The organism is Cellulomonas sp. P4_A2 (assembly GCF_056402515.1).
Map to the genome: position 1 here is coordinate 508449 of NZ_JBFUHG010000001.1, position 16098 is coordinate 524546.

Annotated in this window: 15 protein-coding genes; 7 read left to right on the forward strand and 8 right to left on the reverse strand. The window is 72.9% G+C overall.

Translation table 11 applies throughout. The features are described from left to right. Positions 1-8 precede the first annotated feature (8 nt). The 7 genes from AC1DUE_RS02640 to AC1DUE_RS02670 form a co-directional block, all read right to left on the reverse strand. Positions 9-365, reverse strand: coding sequence for a nucleotide pyrophosphohydrolase (locus AC1DUE_RS02640; RefSeq protein WP_477037817.1), 357 nt, complete (start codon positions 363-365; stop codon positions 9-11). 73 nt (positions 366-438) lie between these two features. Then, complete coding sequence (locus tag AC1DUE_RS02645) at positions 439-1392, reverse strand: FKBP-type peptidyl-prolyl cis-trans isomerase (RefSeq protein WP_477037818.1); 954 nt, start codon at positions 1390-1392, stop codon at positions 439-441. Positions 1393-1520: 128 nt separating this feature from the next. After that, positions 1521-3557, reverse strand: coding sequence for an elongation factor G (locus AC1DUE_RS02650; RefSeq protein WP_477037819.1), 2037 nt, complete (start codon positions 3555-3557; stop codon positions 1521-1523). A 106-nt stretch (positions 3558-3663) separates the two neighbouring features. After that, the gene (locus AC1DUE_RS02655) at positions 3664-4617 is read right to left on the reverse strand and encodes an FKBP-type peptidyl-prolyl cis-trans isomerase (protein WP_477037820.1); all 954 of its coding nucleotides are present in this window, start codon (positions 4615-4617) and stop codon (positions 3664-3666) included. A 116-nt stretch (positions 4618-4733) separates the two neighbouring features. Beyond that, positions 4734-6416, reverse strand: coding sequence for an alpha-amylase family protein (locus tag AC1DUE_RS02660; RefSeq protein WP_477037821.1), 1683 nt, complete (start codon positions 6414-6416; stop codon positions 4734-4736). A gap of 39 nt (positions 6417-6455) precedes the next feature. Beyond that, a complete protein-coding gene (locus AC1DUE_RS02665) occupies positions 6456-8180 on the reverse strand; it encodes a DEAD/DEAH box helicase (RefSeq protein WP_477037822.1) in 1725 nt (574 codons plus the stop codon). Between the two features lie 134 nt (positions 8181-8314). Then, on the reverse strand, positions 8315-8686 hold the full coding sequence (locus tag AC1DUE_RS02670) for a winged helix-turn-helix transcriptional regulator (RefSeq protein ID WP_477037823.1): 372 nt from the start codon (positions 8684-8686) through the stop codon (positions 8315-8317). Positions 8687-8784: 98 nt separating this feature from the next. On the opposite strand from AC1DUE_RS02670, the gene AC1DUE_RS02675 reads away from it, so the two are divergent. The 4 genes from AC1DUE_RS02675 (at position 8785) to AC1DUE_RS02690 (ending at position 13031) form a co-directional block, all read left to right on the forward strand. Beyond that, a complete protein-coding gene (locus AC1DUE_RS02675) occupies positions 8785-9642 on the forward strand; it encodes an SDR family oxidoreductase (protein WP_477037824.1) in 858 nt (285 codons plus the stop codon). A gap of 46 nt (positions 9643-9688) precedes the next feature. Further along, positions 9689-11335: an ABC-F family ATP-binding cassette domain-containing protein gene (locus AC1DUE_RS02680; RefSeq protein ID WP_477037825.1), complete on the forward strand. Its 1647-nt coding sequence runs from the start codon at positions 9689-9691 to the stop codon at positions 11333-11335. A gap of 82 nt (positions 11336-11417) precedes the next feature. Beyond that, a complete protein-coding gene (locus AC1DUE_RS02685; RefSeq protein ID WP_477037826.1) occupies positions 11418-11885 on the forward strand; it encodes a hypothetical protein in 468 nt (155 codons plus the stop codon). Positions 11886-11924: 39 nt separating this feature from the next. After that, positions 11925-13031, forward strand: coding sequence for a Gfo/Idh/MocA family protein (locus AC1DUE_RS02690; RefSeq protein WP_477037827.1), 1107 nt, complete (start codon positions 11925-11927; stop codon positions 13029-13031). A 23-nt stretch (positions 13032-13054) separates the two neighbouring features. Here the strand turns inward: AC1DUE_RS02690 and AC1DUE_RS02695 are convergent, their stop codons facing one another. Next, positions 13055-13441, reverse strand: a complete 387-nt coding sequence (locus tag AC1DUE_RS02695; protein WP_477037828.1) for an ATP-binding protein — start codon at positions 13439-13441, stop codon at positions 13055-13057. A 123-nt stretch (positions 13442-13564) separates the two neighbouring features. Between AC1DUE_RS02695 and AC1DUE_RS02700 the strand changes: the two genes are divergently transcribed. From AC1DUE_RS02700 to AC1DUE_RS02710, 3 genes are all read left to right on the forward strand, one after another. Beyond that, positions 13565-14626 carry a VIT1/CCC1 transporter family protein gene (locus AC1DUE_RS02700; RefSeq protein ID WP_477037829.1) on the forward strand — a complete coding sequence of 354 codons (1062 nt, stop codon included), beginning with the start codon at positions 13565-13567 and terminating at the stop codon, positions 14624-14626. A 68-nt stretch (positions 14627-14694) separates the two neighbouring features. Beyond that, entirely contained in the window at positions 14695-15174 is a 480-nt protein-coding gene (locus tag AC1DUE_RS02705) for a hypothetical protein (protein ID WP_477037830.1), read from the forward strand. A 25-nt stretch (positions 15175-15199) separates the two neighbouring features. Continuing rightward, entirely contained in the window at positions 15200-16096 is an 897-nt protein-coding gene (locus tag AC1DUE_RS02710; RefSeq protein ID WP_477037831.1) for a pseudouridine synthase, read from the forward strand. Positions 16097-16098 lie beyond the last annotated feature (2 nt).

Sequence of the window (16098 nt, forward strand, 5' to 3'; positions counted from 1 at the left end):
GAGCGAGGTCAAGCTTTGTCGGGCGCGACCCCGCGGACCTCGTCGGCAGCGAACCGGCGGTGGGAGTCGGCCAGCTTGGCGCGGGCCGCCGACCCCAGGTCCACGCCGAGCACGTCCGCCAGGCAGACGAGGTAGACGAGGATGTCGGCCATCTCCTCGGCGGCGCGCGCGTGCCGGTCCGGTGCGGCGAACCGCGCGACGGCCTCGTCGGCGGGCACCCACTGGAACAGCTCCGCGAGCTCACCGACCTCGCCGACGAGCGCCAGGATCACCGACTTCGGGTCGTGGAACTGCTGCCAGTCGCGTTCGGTGCTGAACTCCCGGACCAGCCGGGTCAGCTGGGCGATCTCTCGTTCCTCGGTCACGACCCCAGCCTCTCAGAACGCGCCGAACCCCCCGGGCAGGAGCCCGAGGGGTTCGTCGGCGATCAGCGGCCGATCAGGAGGCTTCGAGGATGTCCACCACGAAGACCAGCGTCGAGCCGGCGGGGATCTCGCCCTGCGCCTGGTCGCCATAGCCCTTGTCCGGCGGGATCACCATGAGGACCTGGCTGCCGACGGTCTGGCCGACGAGGCCCTCGTTCCAGCCGGCGATGACGGCGGCCTGGCCGACGTTCTCGACAGGGAAGGTGGCGCCGCGGTCCCACGAGGAGTCGAACTGCGTGCCGTCCCAGAGCCAGCCGGTGTACTTGACGGTCACCGTCTGACCGGCGACGACCGCCGGGCCCGTGCCCTTGATCAGGGGCTGCACGACGAGCGTGGTGGGCGGCGTCCCGGTGGCCGGGGTCAGAGACGGCTTGCCGGTGTCGTCCAGCGTGACGGTCGGCAGGCCGGGCACCGGGGCGACGGCCTCGCCCGACGCGCGGGTCGGGACGTCGTGCACGCCGACGACCTCACCGGCGATGACGGCGGAACCGGCACCCGCGGACTGCTCGGGCACGGCGAACACGAAGCGCGTGCCCACCTTCTGGCCGGCGAAGTCGTCATGGAAGATGAAGTCGGCGTCGAGCCCGACGTTCTCGGGCTTGGCGGAGTACGTCTCCTGCAGCTCCGAGCCGTCCTTGCCGGAGACGGCCACGAGTTGGATCTCCATCGCCTGGCCCTCCTTGATCTCCTCGCCGGTGCCGGGCTCCCGGACGTCGATCACGGGAGTGGTCACCGTGAAGGGGGTGCCGGGCAGGGTGATGGTGGGCTTGGTCGTCGCGTCGGTGAACTCGACCTCGACGTCCGCGAGGGCGGCCTGGTCGGCGGCGGCGTCGGCACCCGTCGAGGCGCTCGGGGACGACGACGGGTCGTCGCCCGAGTCGCCGGAGCAGGCGGCCAGCGAGAGGCCCAGGGTCAGGGCGAGGGCCGCGGCGGCCATGCCGCGACGTGCGGTGCGGTGTCGGCGCACGGGAAGTCCTCCGTCGTTTCGGGTCCACGCCCGGGACGGCGGAACGCAGGAACGGTACGCGAGTTGTCTGGGAGCGCGCTGAGTCCGACCGGTCGGTGGACCGGATCTGCGCGGGAACTTCGCGGGATCTACGCGGGAACGAGGTGGTCCGGGCACACCTCGAAGCGGTCCGGCTCCATCGACAGCTCGCCGCGTCCGCCGGTCAGCGAGCGCAGGTCGAGGACATAGCGCGCCAGCTCGGCCTCGGGCACCGACGCCTCGATGAGCACCGTGCCGTCGTCGAGCGACGTGGTCGCGCTGATGTGACCGCGGCGGGCGGACAGGTCGCTCATCACGTCGCCCTGGGCCGTCGTCGGGACGGTGACGGCGACCCGGCTGATGGGTTCGAGGACCGTCGTGCCCGCGCTCTGCAGTGCCTCGCGCACGCCCAGCCCGGCGGCGGTCCGGAACGCCATCTCGGAGGAGTCCACCGAGTGCGACCTGCCGTCGTAGACCTCGACGCGCAGGTCGACCACGGGGTAGCCGTGCGGCCCGCCCGCCGCCATCGCCTCGGCCACGCCCTTGTGCACGGCCTGGACGTAGGTGCGCGGGATCGCTCCGCCGACGATCGCGTCGACGAACTCGAACCCCGACCCGTGCGGCAGCGGCGAGACCCGCAGCTGCACCACCGCGTACTGCCCGTGCCCGCCCGACTGCTTCTTGACCTTGCCCTCCGCCTCGACGGGCCTGCGGATGGTCTCGCGGTAGCCGACGGGCACCGGCGACGTGCTGACGTGCACGCCGAACACGCGCGCGAGCCGCTCGAGCGCCACGGCGAGGTGGGTGTCGCCGAGCCCGCGCAGGACGGTGTGGTCGCCCTCCCGCGAGACGGACAGCGTCGGGTCCTCGGCGGTCAGGCGGCCCAGCGCGGCGGAGAGGCGGTCGTCGTCGGACTGGCTCACCGGCTCCAGCGACAACCCGAACACCGGCTCGCGCTGGCGCTGCGGGATCGTCGCGGACGCGCCCGGGCCTGTGCGGTCGGCGAGCAGAGAGCCGGACGGCGTGCCGGTGAGCTTGGCCACCGCACCGATCCGCCCGGCCGGAACCGAGTCGAGCGGCAGGTGCTCCTTGCCGCGCAGCCGGAACAGCCCCGGCACGCGCTCCTCGGTGTGGGTGGTCGTGTTGACCAGCCTGTCGCCCGGGCGGACCGTGCCGCTGAGCACGCGGAACAGGGTCACCTGGCCGACGAACGGGTCGGCGAGCGTGCGGAAGCAGTGCACGAGCGCGGGACCGGTGGGGTCGGGCTTGACCGGCAGCTCGCGCGTCCCGATGACGACGGACCGGTCGCTGGGATCCGGTCCGAGGTCGCACAGCAGGTCGGCGAGCCGGTCGACGCCGACCCCGGTGACGCCCGAGACGACGAGCACCGGGAACGCCTCCCGTGCGAGGACCTCGTGCGCGAGCGTCGTGAGCTGCTCGTCTACGGACGGCACGTCGCCCGACAGGTACCGCTCGAGCTGCTCGTCGTCGTGGGTGACGATCTCCTCGGTGACCTCGTCGTGCAGGCGGTGCTCCTCGTCGGCGATGGCCCCGAGCGGCTCGACGTGGTGCCGGCCGTCGGCGTCGTAGGCCAGGCCCTCCTCGGTGAGCACGTCGGCGACGCCCGTGAACGCGGTCTCCTCGCCGAGCGGGAGCTCCAGCGGGACGAGCCCGTCGCCGAAGGCTGCGCGCAGGTCGGTCAGCACGTGCCGGAAGTCGGCGCGCGCCTTGTCCTCCTTGGTCACGACGACGATCCGGGGCAGCCCCGCCTCGTCCGCCGCCCGCCAGGCGGCGTGCGTCCCGGCCTGGACCCCGTCGACCGCGCTGACCACGACCAGTGCCAGGTCCGCGGCGGAGACGGCCGCGTCGAGGGCGCCGGCGAAGTCCGCCGAGCCGGGTGCGTCCAGGAGAGTGACGTCGTACGTGCCGTGCGCGGTGGTCCACTCGAACGGGGCGACGCCCAGCGCGAGCGACTGCCCGCGCGCGATCTCCTCGGGCTCGTGGTCGGTCACCGTCGAGCCGTCCTCGACCCGACCGACGCGCGTCAGGACGCCCGCTCGGTGCAGGAGGGCCTCGGTGAGGGTGGTCTTCCCTGATCCCGCGGCGCCCAGCAGCGCCACCGTGCGGATCCTCGGCGTCGTTGCCATCGGCGTCTCCCGGTCGGGCCTGTGGAAGCCACCCTAGCCACGGTCGACGAAAGCCACGAGCCCGGGGCGGCCAGAGGCGCCCCGGGCTCGTCGGAGGAGACGTGCGTCAGTAGGCGGCGAGGATGTCGACCACGTAGACGAGGGTCGAGTTGGCCGGGATGGTGTCCGACTCCTTGGCGCCGTAGCCCTTGTCCGGCGGCACCACGAGCAGCACCTGGCTGCCGACGGGCTGGCCGACGAGGCCCTCCTGCCAGCCCGGGATGACGCTGCTCAGCGGGAACTGGGCGGTCTTCCCGTCCTCCCACGTGGACTGGACCTCGGTGCCGTCCCAGAGCGCGAGCGAGTAGTTGACGATGAGCGTCTGGTCCGCGGTGACGGGTGCGCCCGTGCCGGCGATCAGCGGCTGCGCGACCAGGGTGGTCGGCGCGGCACCGGTCGCGGGGGTGATGGTCGGCTTGCCGTCGGCGTCGAGCGTCACGGTCGGCAGGCCGGGGGCCGGCGTGACCGGGGTGCCGGACGCGCGGGTCGGGATCGTCTTGGCGTCCACGATCTCGGCGGCGGTCACCTGGGTCGTCGGGTCGTCAGCCGACTGCGGCGGGACGGCGATGACGAAGCGGACGCCGACCTTCTCGCCGACGAGCAGGTCCTGCAGCTCGCCGAGGTCGGAGTTGAGGATCAGCTCGTCCGGGGCGGTCGTGTAGGTCGACTGCGTGGCCGTGCCGTCGGCGCCCGAGATGATGACGGACCGGATCGTGAGCAGCTGGCCGTCCTCGATCGTCGCGCCGGTGCCGGGCTCGACCACCTTGACCACGCGCGTCGTCACGTTGAACGGCGTGCTCGGCAGCGTCACGACGGGCTCGACACCCGGGTCTCCGGTCACCGTGATCTTCGCGACCGCGGCGGCGTCGGCGKCCGCCGCCGGGTCGGACGACGCGGTCGGGGACGCCGTGGGGCTGTCGCCGTCGGTGGAGTCGCCGGAGCAGGCGGACAGGGTGAGGCCGAGGGCCAGGGCGAGCGCTGCGGCTGCGAGGCCGCGGCGGGCGATGGTCGGTCGTCGCACGGGTGTCTCCGTCTGGGTCGGTGCCCGCCCGAGGCGGCGGTGGCCGTCGGAACGCTAGCCGAGGTTGCTGGGAGCCCGCTGAGCGGACTGCCCCTTGATACCGGTGCGTCCGCGCGTCAGAGCAGGCGTCGGTCGTCCACCCGCACCACGCGCAGCCAGCGGTAGCCGTATGCGCCGAGCTCCACCTCGGTCCGCCCGCGGGCGTCGATCGTGCAGTCGCCGTCCTGCAGGAGGTCGACCAGCCGGACGGTGTCGTCGCAGTCCGCGAAGCGCAGCGGCACCACGACGGCCTCGTCGCCGAGGTTGTGCAGCGTGATCGTCGACCCGTCGCCCCACGTGCTGCGGTGCGCCAGGACCGCCGCGTGGGGCTGCTCCAGGATTTCCGGCGACGACGCCCAGCCGAGCTCCGGGCTCTCGCGGTAGCGCCGGATCAGCAGCTGCACGAAGTTGAGCAGCGACTCGGGGTCCCGACGCTGGTCGGCGACGTTGACGTGCTCGGGCGCGAACCCGCCGGTGGTCACCGGCCCGGGCAGCCTGCCGGGGGTGGCGCGCGAGAAGCCACCGTTGCGGCCCGCGGTCCACTGCATGGGCGTCCGGACGGCCATCCGCCCCTCGGCGGCCAGGTTCTCGCCCATCCCGATCTCCTCGCCGTAGAACAGGACAGGCGTCCCCGGCAGCGAGAACAGCAGCGAGTAGGCCATCCGGATCCGGCGCGGGTCGCCACCGAGCATCGTCGGCAGACGGCGTCGCAGGCCACGCCCGTAGAGCTGCATGCCGGGGTCGGGGCCGAACGCGTCGAACACCTCCTGACGCTCGTCGTCGGAGAGCTTGTCCAGCGTCAGCTCGTCGTGGTTGCGGACGAAGGTGGCCCACTGGGCGTCGTGCGGGATCTCGGGCCGCTGGGTGAGGGCCTCGGCGATCGGCGACGCGTCCTGCCGGGCCAGCGCGAGGTAGAGGTTCTGCATGCCGATGAAGTCGAACTGCAGGGTCAGCTCGTCGCTGTCGGCGGTCTCACCGCCGAAGTACTCGCGCTGCTCCGCGTACGGGAGGTTCACCTCGCCCATGAGGATCGCGTCGCCGACGCGCCGGGTGAGGAACGAGCGCAGCTCCTTGAGGAAGTCGTGCTTGTGCACCACGTCGTCGCCCGGTGTGTTGGCGGCGTCCGCCAGCATGAACGGCACCGCGTCCACCCGGAACCCGCTCAGCCCGAGCTCCGCCCAGTAGCCGATCACCTTGGCGATTGCGTCCCTGACCTGCGGGTTCGCCGAGTTGAGGTCGGGCTGCTGGTGGTAGAACGTGTGCCGGTACCACTCGCCCGTCGCGTCGTCCTTGGTCCAGATGCCCGTCTCCTTGTCGGGGAAGACGACCTTGTCCTTGGTGGACGGGGGCTTGTCGGAGCGCCACACGTAGAAGGCGCGGTAGGGGTTGTCGGTGCTCTTGCGCGCCTCCTGGAACCACGGGTGCTTCCACGAGGTGTGGTTCACGACGAGGTCCGCGATCACGCGGATGCCGCGGTCGCGCGCCGTCCGGATCACCTCGACGAGGTCGCTGACGTCGCCCAGACGCGGGTCGACGCCGAGGAAGTCGGAGATGTCGTAGCCGTCGTCGTAGTCCTGCGTCGGGTAGAACGGCATGAGCCACAGGCACGTCACACCGAGGTCCGCGAGGTGGTCGATCCGCTGCGCGAGTCCGGGCAGGTCGCCGACGCCGTCGTCGTTCCAGTCCATGAACGTCTCGACGTCCAGGCAGTAGATGACGGCGTTCTTCCACCACAGGTCGCCGGTGTCGTGGATCCTCACGCGCTCGGTTCTACAGGAGGTCTCGACGGACCGCGCGGGCTAGAGGCCGACGGACCAGGCGGCGATCGTCGCGCTCGCGGTGTCGATCCCGAACGTGCGGACCTCGGTCGCCGAGTCCACCAGGTCGTTCAGGTGGCCCTGGCCCGGGTCCTCGACGGTGTCGCGGGCGTACACGACGAGCAGCGTGACGACGGTGTCGGAGCGGTTGGGGTGCAGCGCGGGGTCGGCGCGCTCGACCAGCTGGCGGCCCGTGCGCGTGCCCGCCAGGAGCACGACGGTGGTGACCGCCGGCACCTCGGCGCCCGTCGCCAGCGGCCGGTGCGCGGTCAGTGCGCGCAGCTCGCCCACGCGCAGGTCGCGGATCGTCGCGAGCCGGGCGTCCAGCGGGCGGCCGTGCGGGAACCGCTCGGCGTCGACGCCGTTGTCCTGCAGCACCGTCGCGGCCAGCTCGGCGTCCGTCGCGGAGTGCGTGAAGACCAGGCTGCGTGCGTGCCGCCCGAGCGTCGGCGCGAGCCGGGGGAGGGCCTCGAGCTTCGCGACGGACCCTGCGGCCACCAGCCGGCGCGCGCTCACGGCACGCAGGTACGCGCTCGCGTCCGTCGCCGCGTCGGGGCGCTCGGACCAGCCCGCCTGCAGCCGGGCGATGTCGTCGAGGAACGTCTCGGGCTGGCAGCCGTGCGTCGCGACGAGGCGCGCGGCGAGCTGCTCGATCCGCAGGCTCAGCTCGCGGTACTCGTCGCGCTCGTCGGGCAGCAGCTCGACCGGCACCAGGCCGACGCGGAACCGGGCGATCTCGGAGTCGTCCCGGCCGCGGCGCAGGTCGCAGCCGTCGAGCACCGCGTCGAAGTAGGGCAGCAGGTCCTCGTCGGCACCCTCGAGCGACACCGAGAGCCCGAGGCGGGCGCGGTACTTGTCGGCGAGCGTCGGGGCGAGGGCGCTCGAGCCGAACCGATGGACCTCGTCGGCGATGAGCAGGCCGTGCGTGCCCTCGGGCAGGAGGTCGTCGGTCGCGGCGGACGCGAGCGAGACGAGCACGTCGCAGTCGTCGAACGTGTGGTGGGTGCCGTCGCCGCGACGTCCGAGCGACAGCCCGGGCAGCTGGAGCTCCAGCGTGTGCAGCCACTGCTCCTGGAGGTCCGTGGTGCGGACCAGCACGAGGACCTTCTCGCCGCGCGTGACGCCGTCCCAGGCCGCCAGCACGCCGACGCCGGAGCGCCCGGTGGCCGCGACGGACTGCACGATGCCGCGGCGCTTGTGCGCGAGCCACCCGTCGAGGGCGTCACCCTGCCACGGCCGCAGGCGCGGGCCGACGTACCGCGGCGTGCTGCCGGGGGGGAGCGGGGGCCGACGAACGGCCGGCACCTCCGCGGCCAGGACGGGCTCGGGGGTGACGGCCTCGGCCGTGATCGACACGGGCTGCCCCCAGAACGCGGCGACCGGGGAGACGCGGGCGACGACCGTGCCCTCGTCGAGGAGCTGCAGCGAGCGCGCCCTCTCCGTGCGCCGGGGCAGGACGGCGGGCGGCGACTTCTTGGGCGTGGGTGGGCCGGCCAGGGGCTTCGACTGCCCGATCGGCAGCGCACGCCAGCGCACGGGCCGGCTGCCGTCCTTGCGGATCCGGGGGTCGGCAGCGAGCAGCCGTTCGACGTCCGACGAGAGCAGCAGCCGCTGGCCGAGGCGCGCCAGGCCGCGCGTCAGCTCCCTCGTGGTCTGTGGCGCCCGCGCACAGAGCGCGGCGTACAGCGCGTCACTCGGTGTCGTCACGGTGCCTTCGTCCGTCGGCTCGGGGACGCCGCTTGTGAGGCGTCTACCTCATCTGTCGGCACGTCAGAGGCCCGAGTTCAGTCCGTTCGGTGTCTGCTCTGTCACGAACCGGGTGTCAGAGCACCGCGGAAACATCACGATCCGACGATGTCGTCCGCGTTGTCCACGATCCACTCCATCAGCGGGAGGAGCCGGTCGACGAGGTCGCGGCCGAGCGGCGTGAGCGAGTAGTCCACCCGCGGCGGCACGCTCGCGGTGACCTCGCGGTGCACCAGCCCGTCGGCCTCCAGGGTGCGCAGGTTCTGCGCCAGCATCTTCTCGCTGATGCCCTCGACGGCCGTGCGCAGCTCGCCCCAGCGCATGCTCTTGTCGGACAGGAAGACCAGCAGCAGGACGCCCCACTTGCTGGTCACGTGGTCCAGCACCGTGCGGCTGGGGCACGCGATGGTGAGCGCACCCTCGGCCTGGATGCGCTGCAGGACGCTGACCTCGCTACTAACCGTCACGTGCGTACCCTACTCGAAGGTGGGTACCCACCACAGGGAACGTACGGGACGAGCTCCCGGTTGTGACGAGCGATCGCACTCTCCCTGGAGGAACCACCATGTCCGTCGTCATCACCGGAGCCACCGGTCAGTTCGGCCGTCTCGTCGTCGAGGGCCTGCTCGCGTCGGGCGTCCCCGCCGCCGACATCGTCGCGACCGGCCGCCGTACCGAGCGGCTCGCCGACCTCGGGGTGCCGTACGCGGTCGCCGACTTCGACGCCCCCGAGACGCTGCTCGCCGCGTTCGCCGGTGCCGACACCGTGCTCCTGGTCTCCGGGAGCGAGCCGGGCAACCGCGTCGCGCAGCACACGAACGCGATCGAGGCCGCCCGCAAGGCCGGCGTCCGCCGGGTCGTCTACACCAGCGCGCCCAAGGTGTCCGACGTGGAGTGGACCCTCTCGCCCGAGCACAAGGCCACCGAGGAGGCCCTGCAGGCGTCCGGCCTGGCGTGGACCATCCTGCGCAACAACTGGTACCACGAGAACTACGCCCCGACGCTGGCGCAGCTGGCCTCGACCGGTGTCCTGCTGACGTCGTCGGGCGACGGCCGCGTCGCCTCCGCGGCGCGCGCGGACCTGGCCGCGGCCGCCGCGGTCGTCCTGACCACCGACGGGCACGACGGCCGCGTCTACGAGCTCTCGGGCGACGTCGCCTGGACCGCCGACGAGTTCGCCGCGGCCGCCGCCGAGGTGCTCGGCCGCCCGGTCGAGGTGTCGAACGTGAGCACCGACGAGCACCGCGCGATCCTCGCGTCCGCGGGGGTCGACGAGGGCACGGTCTGGTTCCTCACCAGCCTCGATGCCGACATCCGCGCCGGCGTGCTCGGTGACGCGACGTCCGACCTGCGTGCGCTGATCGGCCGCCCGACCACGCCGCTCGTCGACGGGCTGCGCCCGCTGGTCCCCGCGAACGTCTGAGAAAACGCGGTGGGCGCCGTCCCTCCTTCGGGAGAGGATGGCGCCCATGAGTGCGACGGTGCAGGCGAAGGGCGTAGGCGCCGGGTTCGGGGATCGGGAGCTGTTCCACGGGGTCGATCTCGTCGTCGCACCCGGTGACGTGATCGGGCTCGTCGGGCCCAACGGCGCGGGCAAGTCGACGCTGCTGCAGATCCTCGGCGGCCGCCGCGCCCCCGACCAGGGCGCCGTGTCGGTGTCCCCGCAGCACGCCCAGCTCGGCTACCTGGCGCAGGAGATCGAGCGGCTGCCGGGCGAGTCGGTGCGCGAGCACCTCGAGCGGCGCACCGGCGTCGGGCCCGCGTCCGAGGCGATGGACGCGGCCGCGGACGCCCTGGGCGCCGGCGTCGAGGGCGCGGACGTCGTCTACTCCGACGCCCTGGAGGCCTGGCTCGCGCTCGGCGGCGCCGACCTCGACGCACGCCTGGGCACGGTGGCCGACGACCTCGGCCTGACGGTCGACCTCGACCAGACGATGGCGTCGCTGTCGGGCGGGCAGGCGGCCCGGGTGGGTCTCGCCGCGCTGCTGCTGTCCCGGTACGACCTGTACCTCCTCGACGAGCCCACCAACGACCTCGACGCCGAGGGGCTGGACCTGCTGGAGGAGTTCGTCGACCGGTCGGACGCACCGATCGTCGTCGTGAGCCACGACCGCGAGTTCCTCAGCCGCACGGTCACGGCCGTCGTCGAGATCGACCGCAGCCTGCAGAAGGTCAGCATGTACGGGGGGTCCTACGACTCCTACCTGGAGGAGCGCTCGATCGCCCGACGGCAGGCGCGCGAGGCGTACGAGGGCTACGCGGCCCGGCGGGACGCGCTCGACCAGCGGGCGCGTATGCAGCGCGCGTGGATGGAGAAGGGCGTGCGCAACGCCCGGCGCAAGGCCACGGACAACGACAAGCACGTCAAGCACTTCCGCGGCGAGACGTCGGAGAAGCAGGCCGCCAAGGCGCGCCAGACCGACAAGATGATCGCGCGCCTGGAGGTCGTCGAGGAGCCGCGCAAGGAGTGGCAGCTGCAGATGACGATCGCGTCGGCGGGCCGGTCGGGTTCCGTCGTCGCCGTCGCCCGCGCCGCGACCGTCACCCGCGGCGACTTCACGCTCGGACCCGTGACGCTGCAGCTCGACTGGCTGGACCGCGTCGCCGTCACCGGGCCGAACGGGTCGGGGAAGTCGACGCTCCTCGCAATGCTGCTCGGACGCCTGCGTCCCGACGAGGGTGCCGTCGACCTCGGCTCCGGCGTGCTCGTCGGCGAGATCGACCAGGCGCGGGCGGCGTTCGAGGGGCAGGAGTCGCTGGTGACGGCGTTCGCGCGCGAGGTCCCGTCGTGGAGCACCGCCGACGTCCGCACCCTGCTGGCCAAGTTCGGGCTCGGCACGCACCACGTGGACCGCCCTGCGGCCTCGCAGTCGCCGGGCGAGCGGACCCGCGCCGCCCTCGCCCTCCTGCAGGCCCGCGGCGTGAACCTGCTGGTCCTGGACGAGCCGACGAACCACCTGGACCTGCCCGCGATCGAGCAGCTGGAGCAGGCGCTCGACTCGTTCGAGGGCACGATCCTGCTGGTCACCCACGACAGGCGGATGCTGGAGACGGTCCGCCTCACGCGCCGCTGGCACGTGGAGGACGGTCGGGTCACCGAGGTCACCGCCGACTGAGAAGGGCGCGACGCTCCGTGGTCGGGGCAGCTGCGGTACGCGGTCGTCCGCCCTGTCGGCGGTCGGCCGTAGCGTCGGCCGCATGATCACCGACTTCGACTTCCTGCACGGCGAGTGGGACGTGCACAACCGGCGGCTGCGCGACGTCTCCGACCCCGACGGGACGGAGTGGATCGAGTTCGACGGACGCGGCACGTGCGAGCCGGTGCTGGTGGGCGGCAACGTCGACCGGCTGTTCGTCACCGACTCGCCCCTCGGCGCGTTCGAGGGCCTCACGCTGCGCCTCTTCGAGCCCGACGAGGCCGTGTGGCGGATCTGGTGGAGCTCCGACCGGGTGCCCGGGGTGCTCGACGAGCCCGTGGTCGGCAGGTTCGTCGACGGGCACGGCGTGTTCGACGCGGTCCAGCGGATCCGGGACGCCGACGTGCACGTGCGGTTCGAGTGGTTCACGACCGAGCCGTCGCCCCGCTGGCAGCAGTCGTTCTCCTGGGACGGCGGGGCCACGTGGCTCCTCAACTGGGAGATGAGGTTCGTCCGGACGCAGGGTTAGGCTCGCGGCGTCTCTGCTGCTCGACGACGAGGACGGTCCATGAACCAGCCAGCACCCACCCGCTTCGGGGTCGTCGGCAGCGGGTGGCGGGCCGAGTTCTTCGTGCGCATGGCCCGGCTCCTGCCCGAGCGGTTCGAGTGCGTGGGCGTGGTGACGCGGTCCGCCGCACGAGGGGCCGAGGTCGAGGCCGCGTGGGGTGTGCCGACCGTGCGGACGGTCGAGGAGCTGGTCACGGGAGCGGTGGCCGGTGCGGGCGTCTCGCCCGACCGCCCCGAGTTCGTCGTCGTGTCGGTGCCCTGGCCGGCGACGCCCGAGGTGATCCGCGAGGTGGTCGCACTCGGTGTGCCCGTGCTCGCCGAGACGCCGCCGGCGCCCGACGCGGACGGCCTGCACGAGCTGTGGGCCGACGTCGGCTCGACGGGGCTGGTCCAGGTGGCCGAGCACAGCCCGTTCCTCCCGGTGCACGCGGCGCGGCTCGCCTCGATCGAGATCCTGGGCCGGACGACGAACGTCCAGATCTCGTCGACGCACCTCTACCACGCGGTCGCCCTCATCCGGCGGTTCCTGGGCACGGGCCGGGGGCCGGTCACCGTGAAGGCCTCGTCGTTCGTCGCGCCCCTGCTCGACCCGCTGAGCCGCGACGGCTGGACCGGTGCGACGGACCCCACGCCGGCCGCGACCACGCTGGCCACCCTCGACTTCGGGGACGGCCGCAGCGCGCTGTACGACTTCACCGACAACCAGTGGCACAACCCGCTGCGCACCAACCGGCTGCTGATCCGCGGCACGCTGGGTGAGCTGGTCGACCAGACGTTCACGCGCTGGGCCGCCGACCGGACGGTGCTCACGTCGACCATCGAGCGCCGCGTCGCCGGCATCGAGCAGAACCTCGACGGCTTCGACCTCGAGCACCTGAGCCTGGACGGCCGGGTCCTCTTCCGGAACGTGTACAACGGTGCCCGCCTGTCCGACGAGGACATCGCGGTCGCCGGCCTGCTCGACGCCACGGGCGCATGGCTGCGCGGCGAGGCCGAGCCGCCCTACCCGCTCGCGGAGGGCTGCCACGACCACCTGCTCGGCCTGGCCATCGAGGAGGCCGCGCGCACCGGCGAGACCGTGCTGGTGGACGCCCAGCCCTGGACCTGAGGGCTAAACGAACAAGTACGAACTCAGCCGGTGACGGATTCGTCGTGGCGCAGCTCGAACCACACAGCTTTGGACCCGGCGTTGCGGATCGTGCCCCACCGGGTGGCGAGTCGGTCGACGAACATCACACCGCGGCCGCCGACCGCGGTGGGCGGTGGGTCGAGGGCTACCGGCAGCTGCTGGGCGCCGTCCGTGACCTCGACACGCGTGCGTTCCTCGTCGACGTGCACGCGCAGGATCACCGGCGGGCGGGCGTGGGCGACCGCGTTGGTCACCAGCTCGCTGACCAGCAGGATCGCCGTGTCGAGAGAGCCGTCGGTGACGCCGGCCTCGGTCAGCCGGTCGCGGGCCCAGTGCCGTGCGGGCGCAATCGCGGAGAACGCGGGGGCGACGGCCGTCTCGGCGTACATCGGCAGTCTCCTCTCCGCGGTTTCCCGTTGACCCGGACCACGGTTGTTCACATCTGTTGATTCGGCAACTCGAACTCGGCTCTCGAGCCCGTTCCGGGTGATCGGGACTGCGAGGATTGCCCGGTGACAGAGCCTTCTCGCAGCCAGATCCGCCGTTGGCGGCAGTACCTCGCCGACGAACGCGCGGAGGCCGCCGTCTACCGCGACATCGCCTCGCGCCGCACCGGCGAGGAGCGCGAGATCCTGCTGGCACTCGCGGACGCGGAGGGTCGCCACGAGCAGCACTGGCTCGACCTGCTCGGCGACCAGGTCGGCCACCCCCGCCGCGGCGACGTCCGCACGCGCGTGCTCGGCTTCCTGGCGCGCCGGTTCGGGTCGGTGTTCGTGCTGGCCCTCGCGCAGCGCGCCGAGGCCCGGTCGGCCTACAACGCCGACGACGACGCGACCCCGGCGATGGCCGCCGACGAGGCCATCCACGAGGAGGTCGTCCGCGGCCTGGCCACGCGCGGCCGCAACAAGATGTCCGGCACGTTCCGCGCCGCGGTGTTCGGCGCGAACGACGGCCTGGTCAGCAACCTCGCCCTGATCCTCGGCATCGGCGCGTCCGGGGCGTCGCAGCAGGCCGTCCTGCTCGCGGGGCTCGCGGGGCTGCTCGCCGGCGCGCTGTCGATGGGCGCGGGGGAGTATGTGTCGGTGCGCTCGCAGCGCGAGCTGCTCGAGGCGTCCCGGCCCGGGGTCGCGGCGGGGGAGGCGCTGCCGTTCCTCGACGTCGACGCCAACGAGCTCGCGCTGGTCTACCGGGCGCGCGGCCTGTCGGTCGAGGATGCCGAGGCCCGAGCCGTCCAGGTGCTCACCTCGTCGCGACCGTCCCTGGTGGTGCCCGGCGAGGTGGTCGACGACCACGAGTCCGTCGGGTCGGCGATGGGTGCCGCGCTGGCGAGCTTCTGCTTCTTCGCGTCCGGCGCGGCGATCCCGGTGCTGCCGTACCTGCTCGGGCTCGACGGCTGGGACGCGGTCGCCTGGGCCGCTGGGCTCGTCGGCCTTGCGCTGCTGGGCACGGGTGCCGCGGTCGGTGTGCTCTCGGGCGCATCGCCCGGCAAGCGCGCGCTGCGCCAGCTCGGCATCGGCTTCGGAGCCGCGGCCGCGACGTACCTGCTGGGCCTCGCCTTCGGAGCGACGGTGTAGACCCACCCGCGCGCGCTCAACTCGGGCGGCGGCGGCGCCGATGCTTCGGCATGGGGGCGAGGAAAGCTGTGCTGACTGCGGTTCTGCTGGTCGGTCTGGTGGGGTGCGCGCCGGTACCCGACCCGGTGGCCGGGCCGCCGATGCCGCACATGACGCCGGTCGCGGTGACCGGTCCGGCGAGAGGCGTCGCGGGCGAGGACTGCGGGTGCGGCGACGACCCCACGGCTGCGCTCGAGGCCGCGGTGAAGGAGGCCCAGCCGGCCACCGCAGCCGCGATGCGCGCGTCGCCGGGCGTGTACTCCGACGTGCAGATCCGCGCGGTCCCTCCGGACACGCTCGAGTACGTCTACGTGTTCGCTCACCAGCTCTCCGCGGCGGAGGCCACCCCGTACTTCGACTCGCAGATGAGCCAGCTCCAGGACCTGTGCGACACGCAGGCGTTCCCGGCGATGGTCCGCATGGGGATCGAGTCCCCGAAGGCCCGGTTCACGTTCTTCAACGCGGACGGTTCCACGCTCTGGTCGCACACGTTCGAGCCGTCGGCGTAGGTCTGCAGCCCCGTAGCATCGGCGGGTGCCCCCCAGATCGCCGTTGCCGGCACGGAACGGCCTGAGCGCCGCGTGGCTGCGCACCCCCGCCGGCGGGTGGCTCACGATGGGCGACTGGCTCCGGGAGCGGCTGCCCGACCACGTCGACGTCGCCGACATGCTGGCTCGGGAGTGCTTCGTCGACGAGGCCGGCGCCGTGGTGCACGCCCAGGACCCGTTCGTCCCGCACCGGTTCGTGTGGTTCCATCGCGACCTGCGCGACGAGCCGGAGGTCACGGCCGCGATCCACGTGGTGCACCGCGACGAGCGCCTGGTGGTCGTCGACAAGCCCGCCTTCCTGTCGTCGATCCCGCGCGGCCGGCACGTGATGCAGAGCGTCGTCGTCCGGCTGCGCGCCGAGCTGGACCTGCCCGAGCTGTCCCCGCTGCACCGGCTGGACCGGGTCACGTCCGGCCTGCTGATGCTCGCGACGGAGGCGCGGTGGCGTGGGCCGTACCAGACCCTGTTCGAGCACCGCGCGGTGCACAAGACCTACTGGGCGCTGGCGCCGCTGCGCGACGACCTGACGTTCCCGGTCGTCGTCCGCAACCACATCCGCAAGGACCGCGGATCGTGGCAGGCGGTCGTGGTGCCCGACGCCCCGGTCAACGCCGAGACGCGGATCGAGCTCGCGTCCACGGTCGACGGCTTCGGGGTCTACCGCCTGACGCCCAGCACGGGCCGCACCCACCAGCTGCGCGTGCACATGCTCGGCCTGGGCATCCCGATCGTCGACGACCCGCTGTATCCCGAGGTGCTGGAGGTCGACGTCGACGACTTCAGCCGACCGCTGCAGCTGCTCGCCGGGGAGCTCGCGTTCACCGATCCCGTCGACGGGTCCGCCCGGACGTTCCGCAGCGTCCGTCACATCCCGCTCGCCTAGGC

Coding starts and splice junctions, on each gene's coding strand:
- AC1DUE_RS02695 (WP_477037828.1), bottom strand. CDS start 13,441: ATGTACGCCGAGACGGCCGTCGCCCCCGCGTTCTCCGCGATTGCGCCC.
- AC1DUE_RS02690 (WP_477037827.1), top strand. CDS start 11,925: ATGAACCAGCCAGCACCCACCCGCTTCGGGGTCGTCGGCAGCGGGTGG.
- AC1DUE_RS02675 (WP_477037824.1), top strand. CDS start 8,785: ATGTCCGTCGTCATCACCGGAGCCACCGGTCAGTTCGGCCGTCTCGTC.
- AC1DUE_RS02685 (WP_477037826.1), top strand. CDS start 11,418: ATGATCACCGACTTCGACTTCCTGCACGGCGAGTGGGACGTGCACAAC.
- AC1DUE_RS02650 (WP_477037819.1), bottom strand. CDS start 3,557: ATGGCAACGACGCCGAGGATCCGCACGGTGGCGCTGCTGGGCGCCGCG.
- AC1DUE_RS02680 (WP_477037825.1), top strand. CDS start 9,689: ATGAGTGCGACGGTGCAGGCGAAGGGCGTAGGCGCCGGGTTCGGGGAT.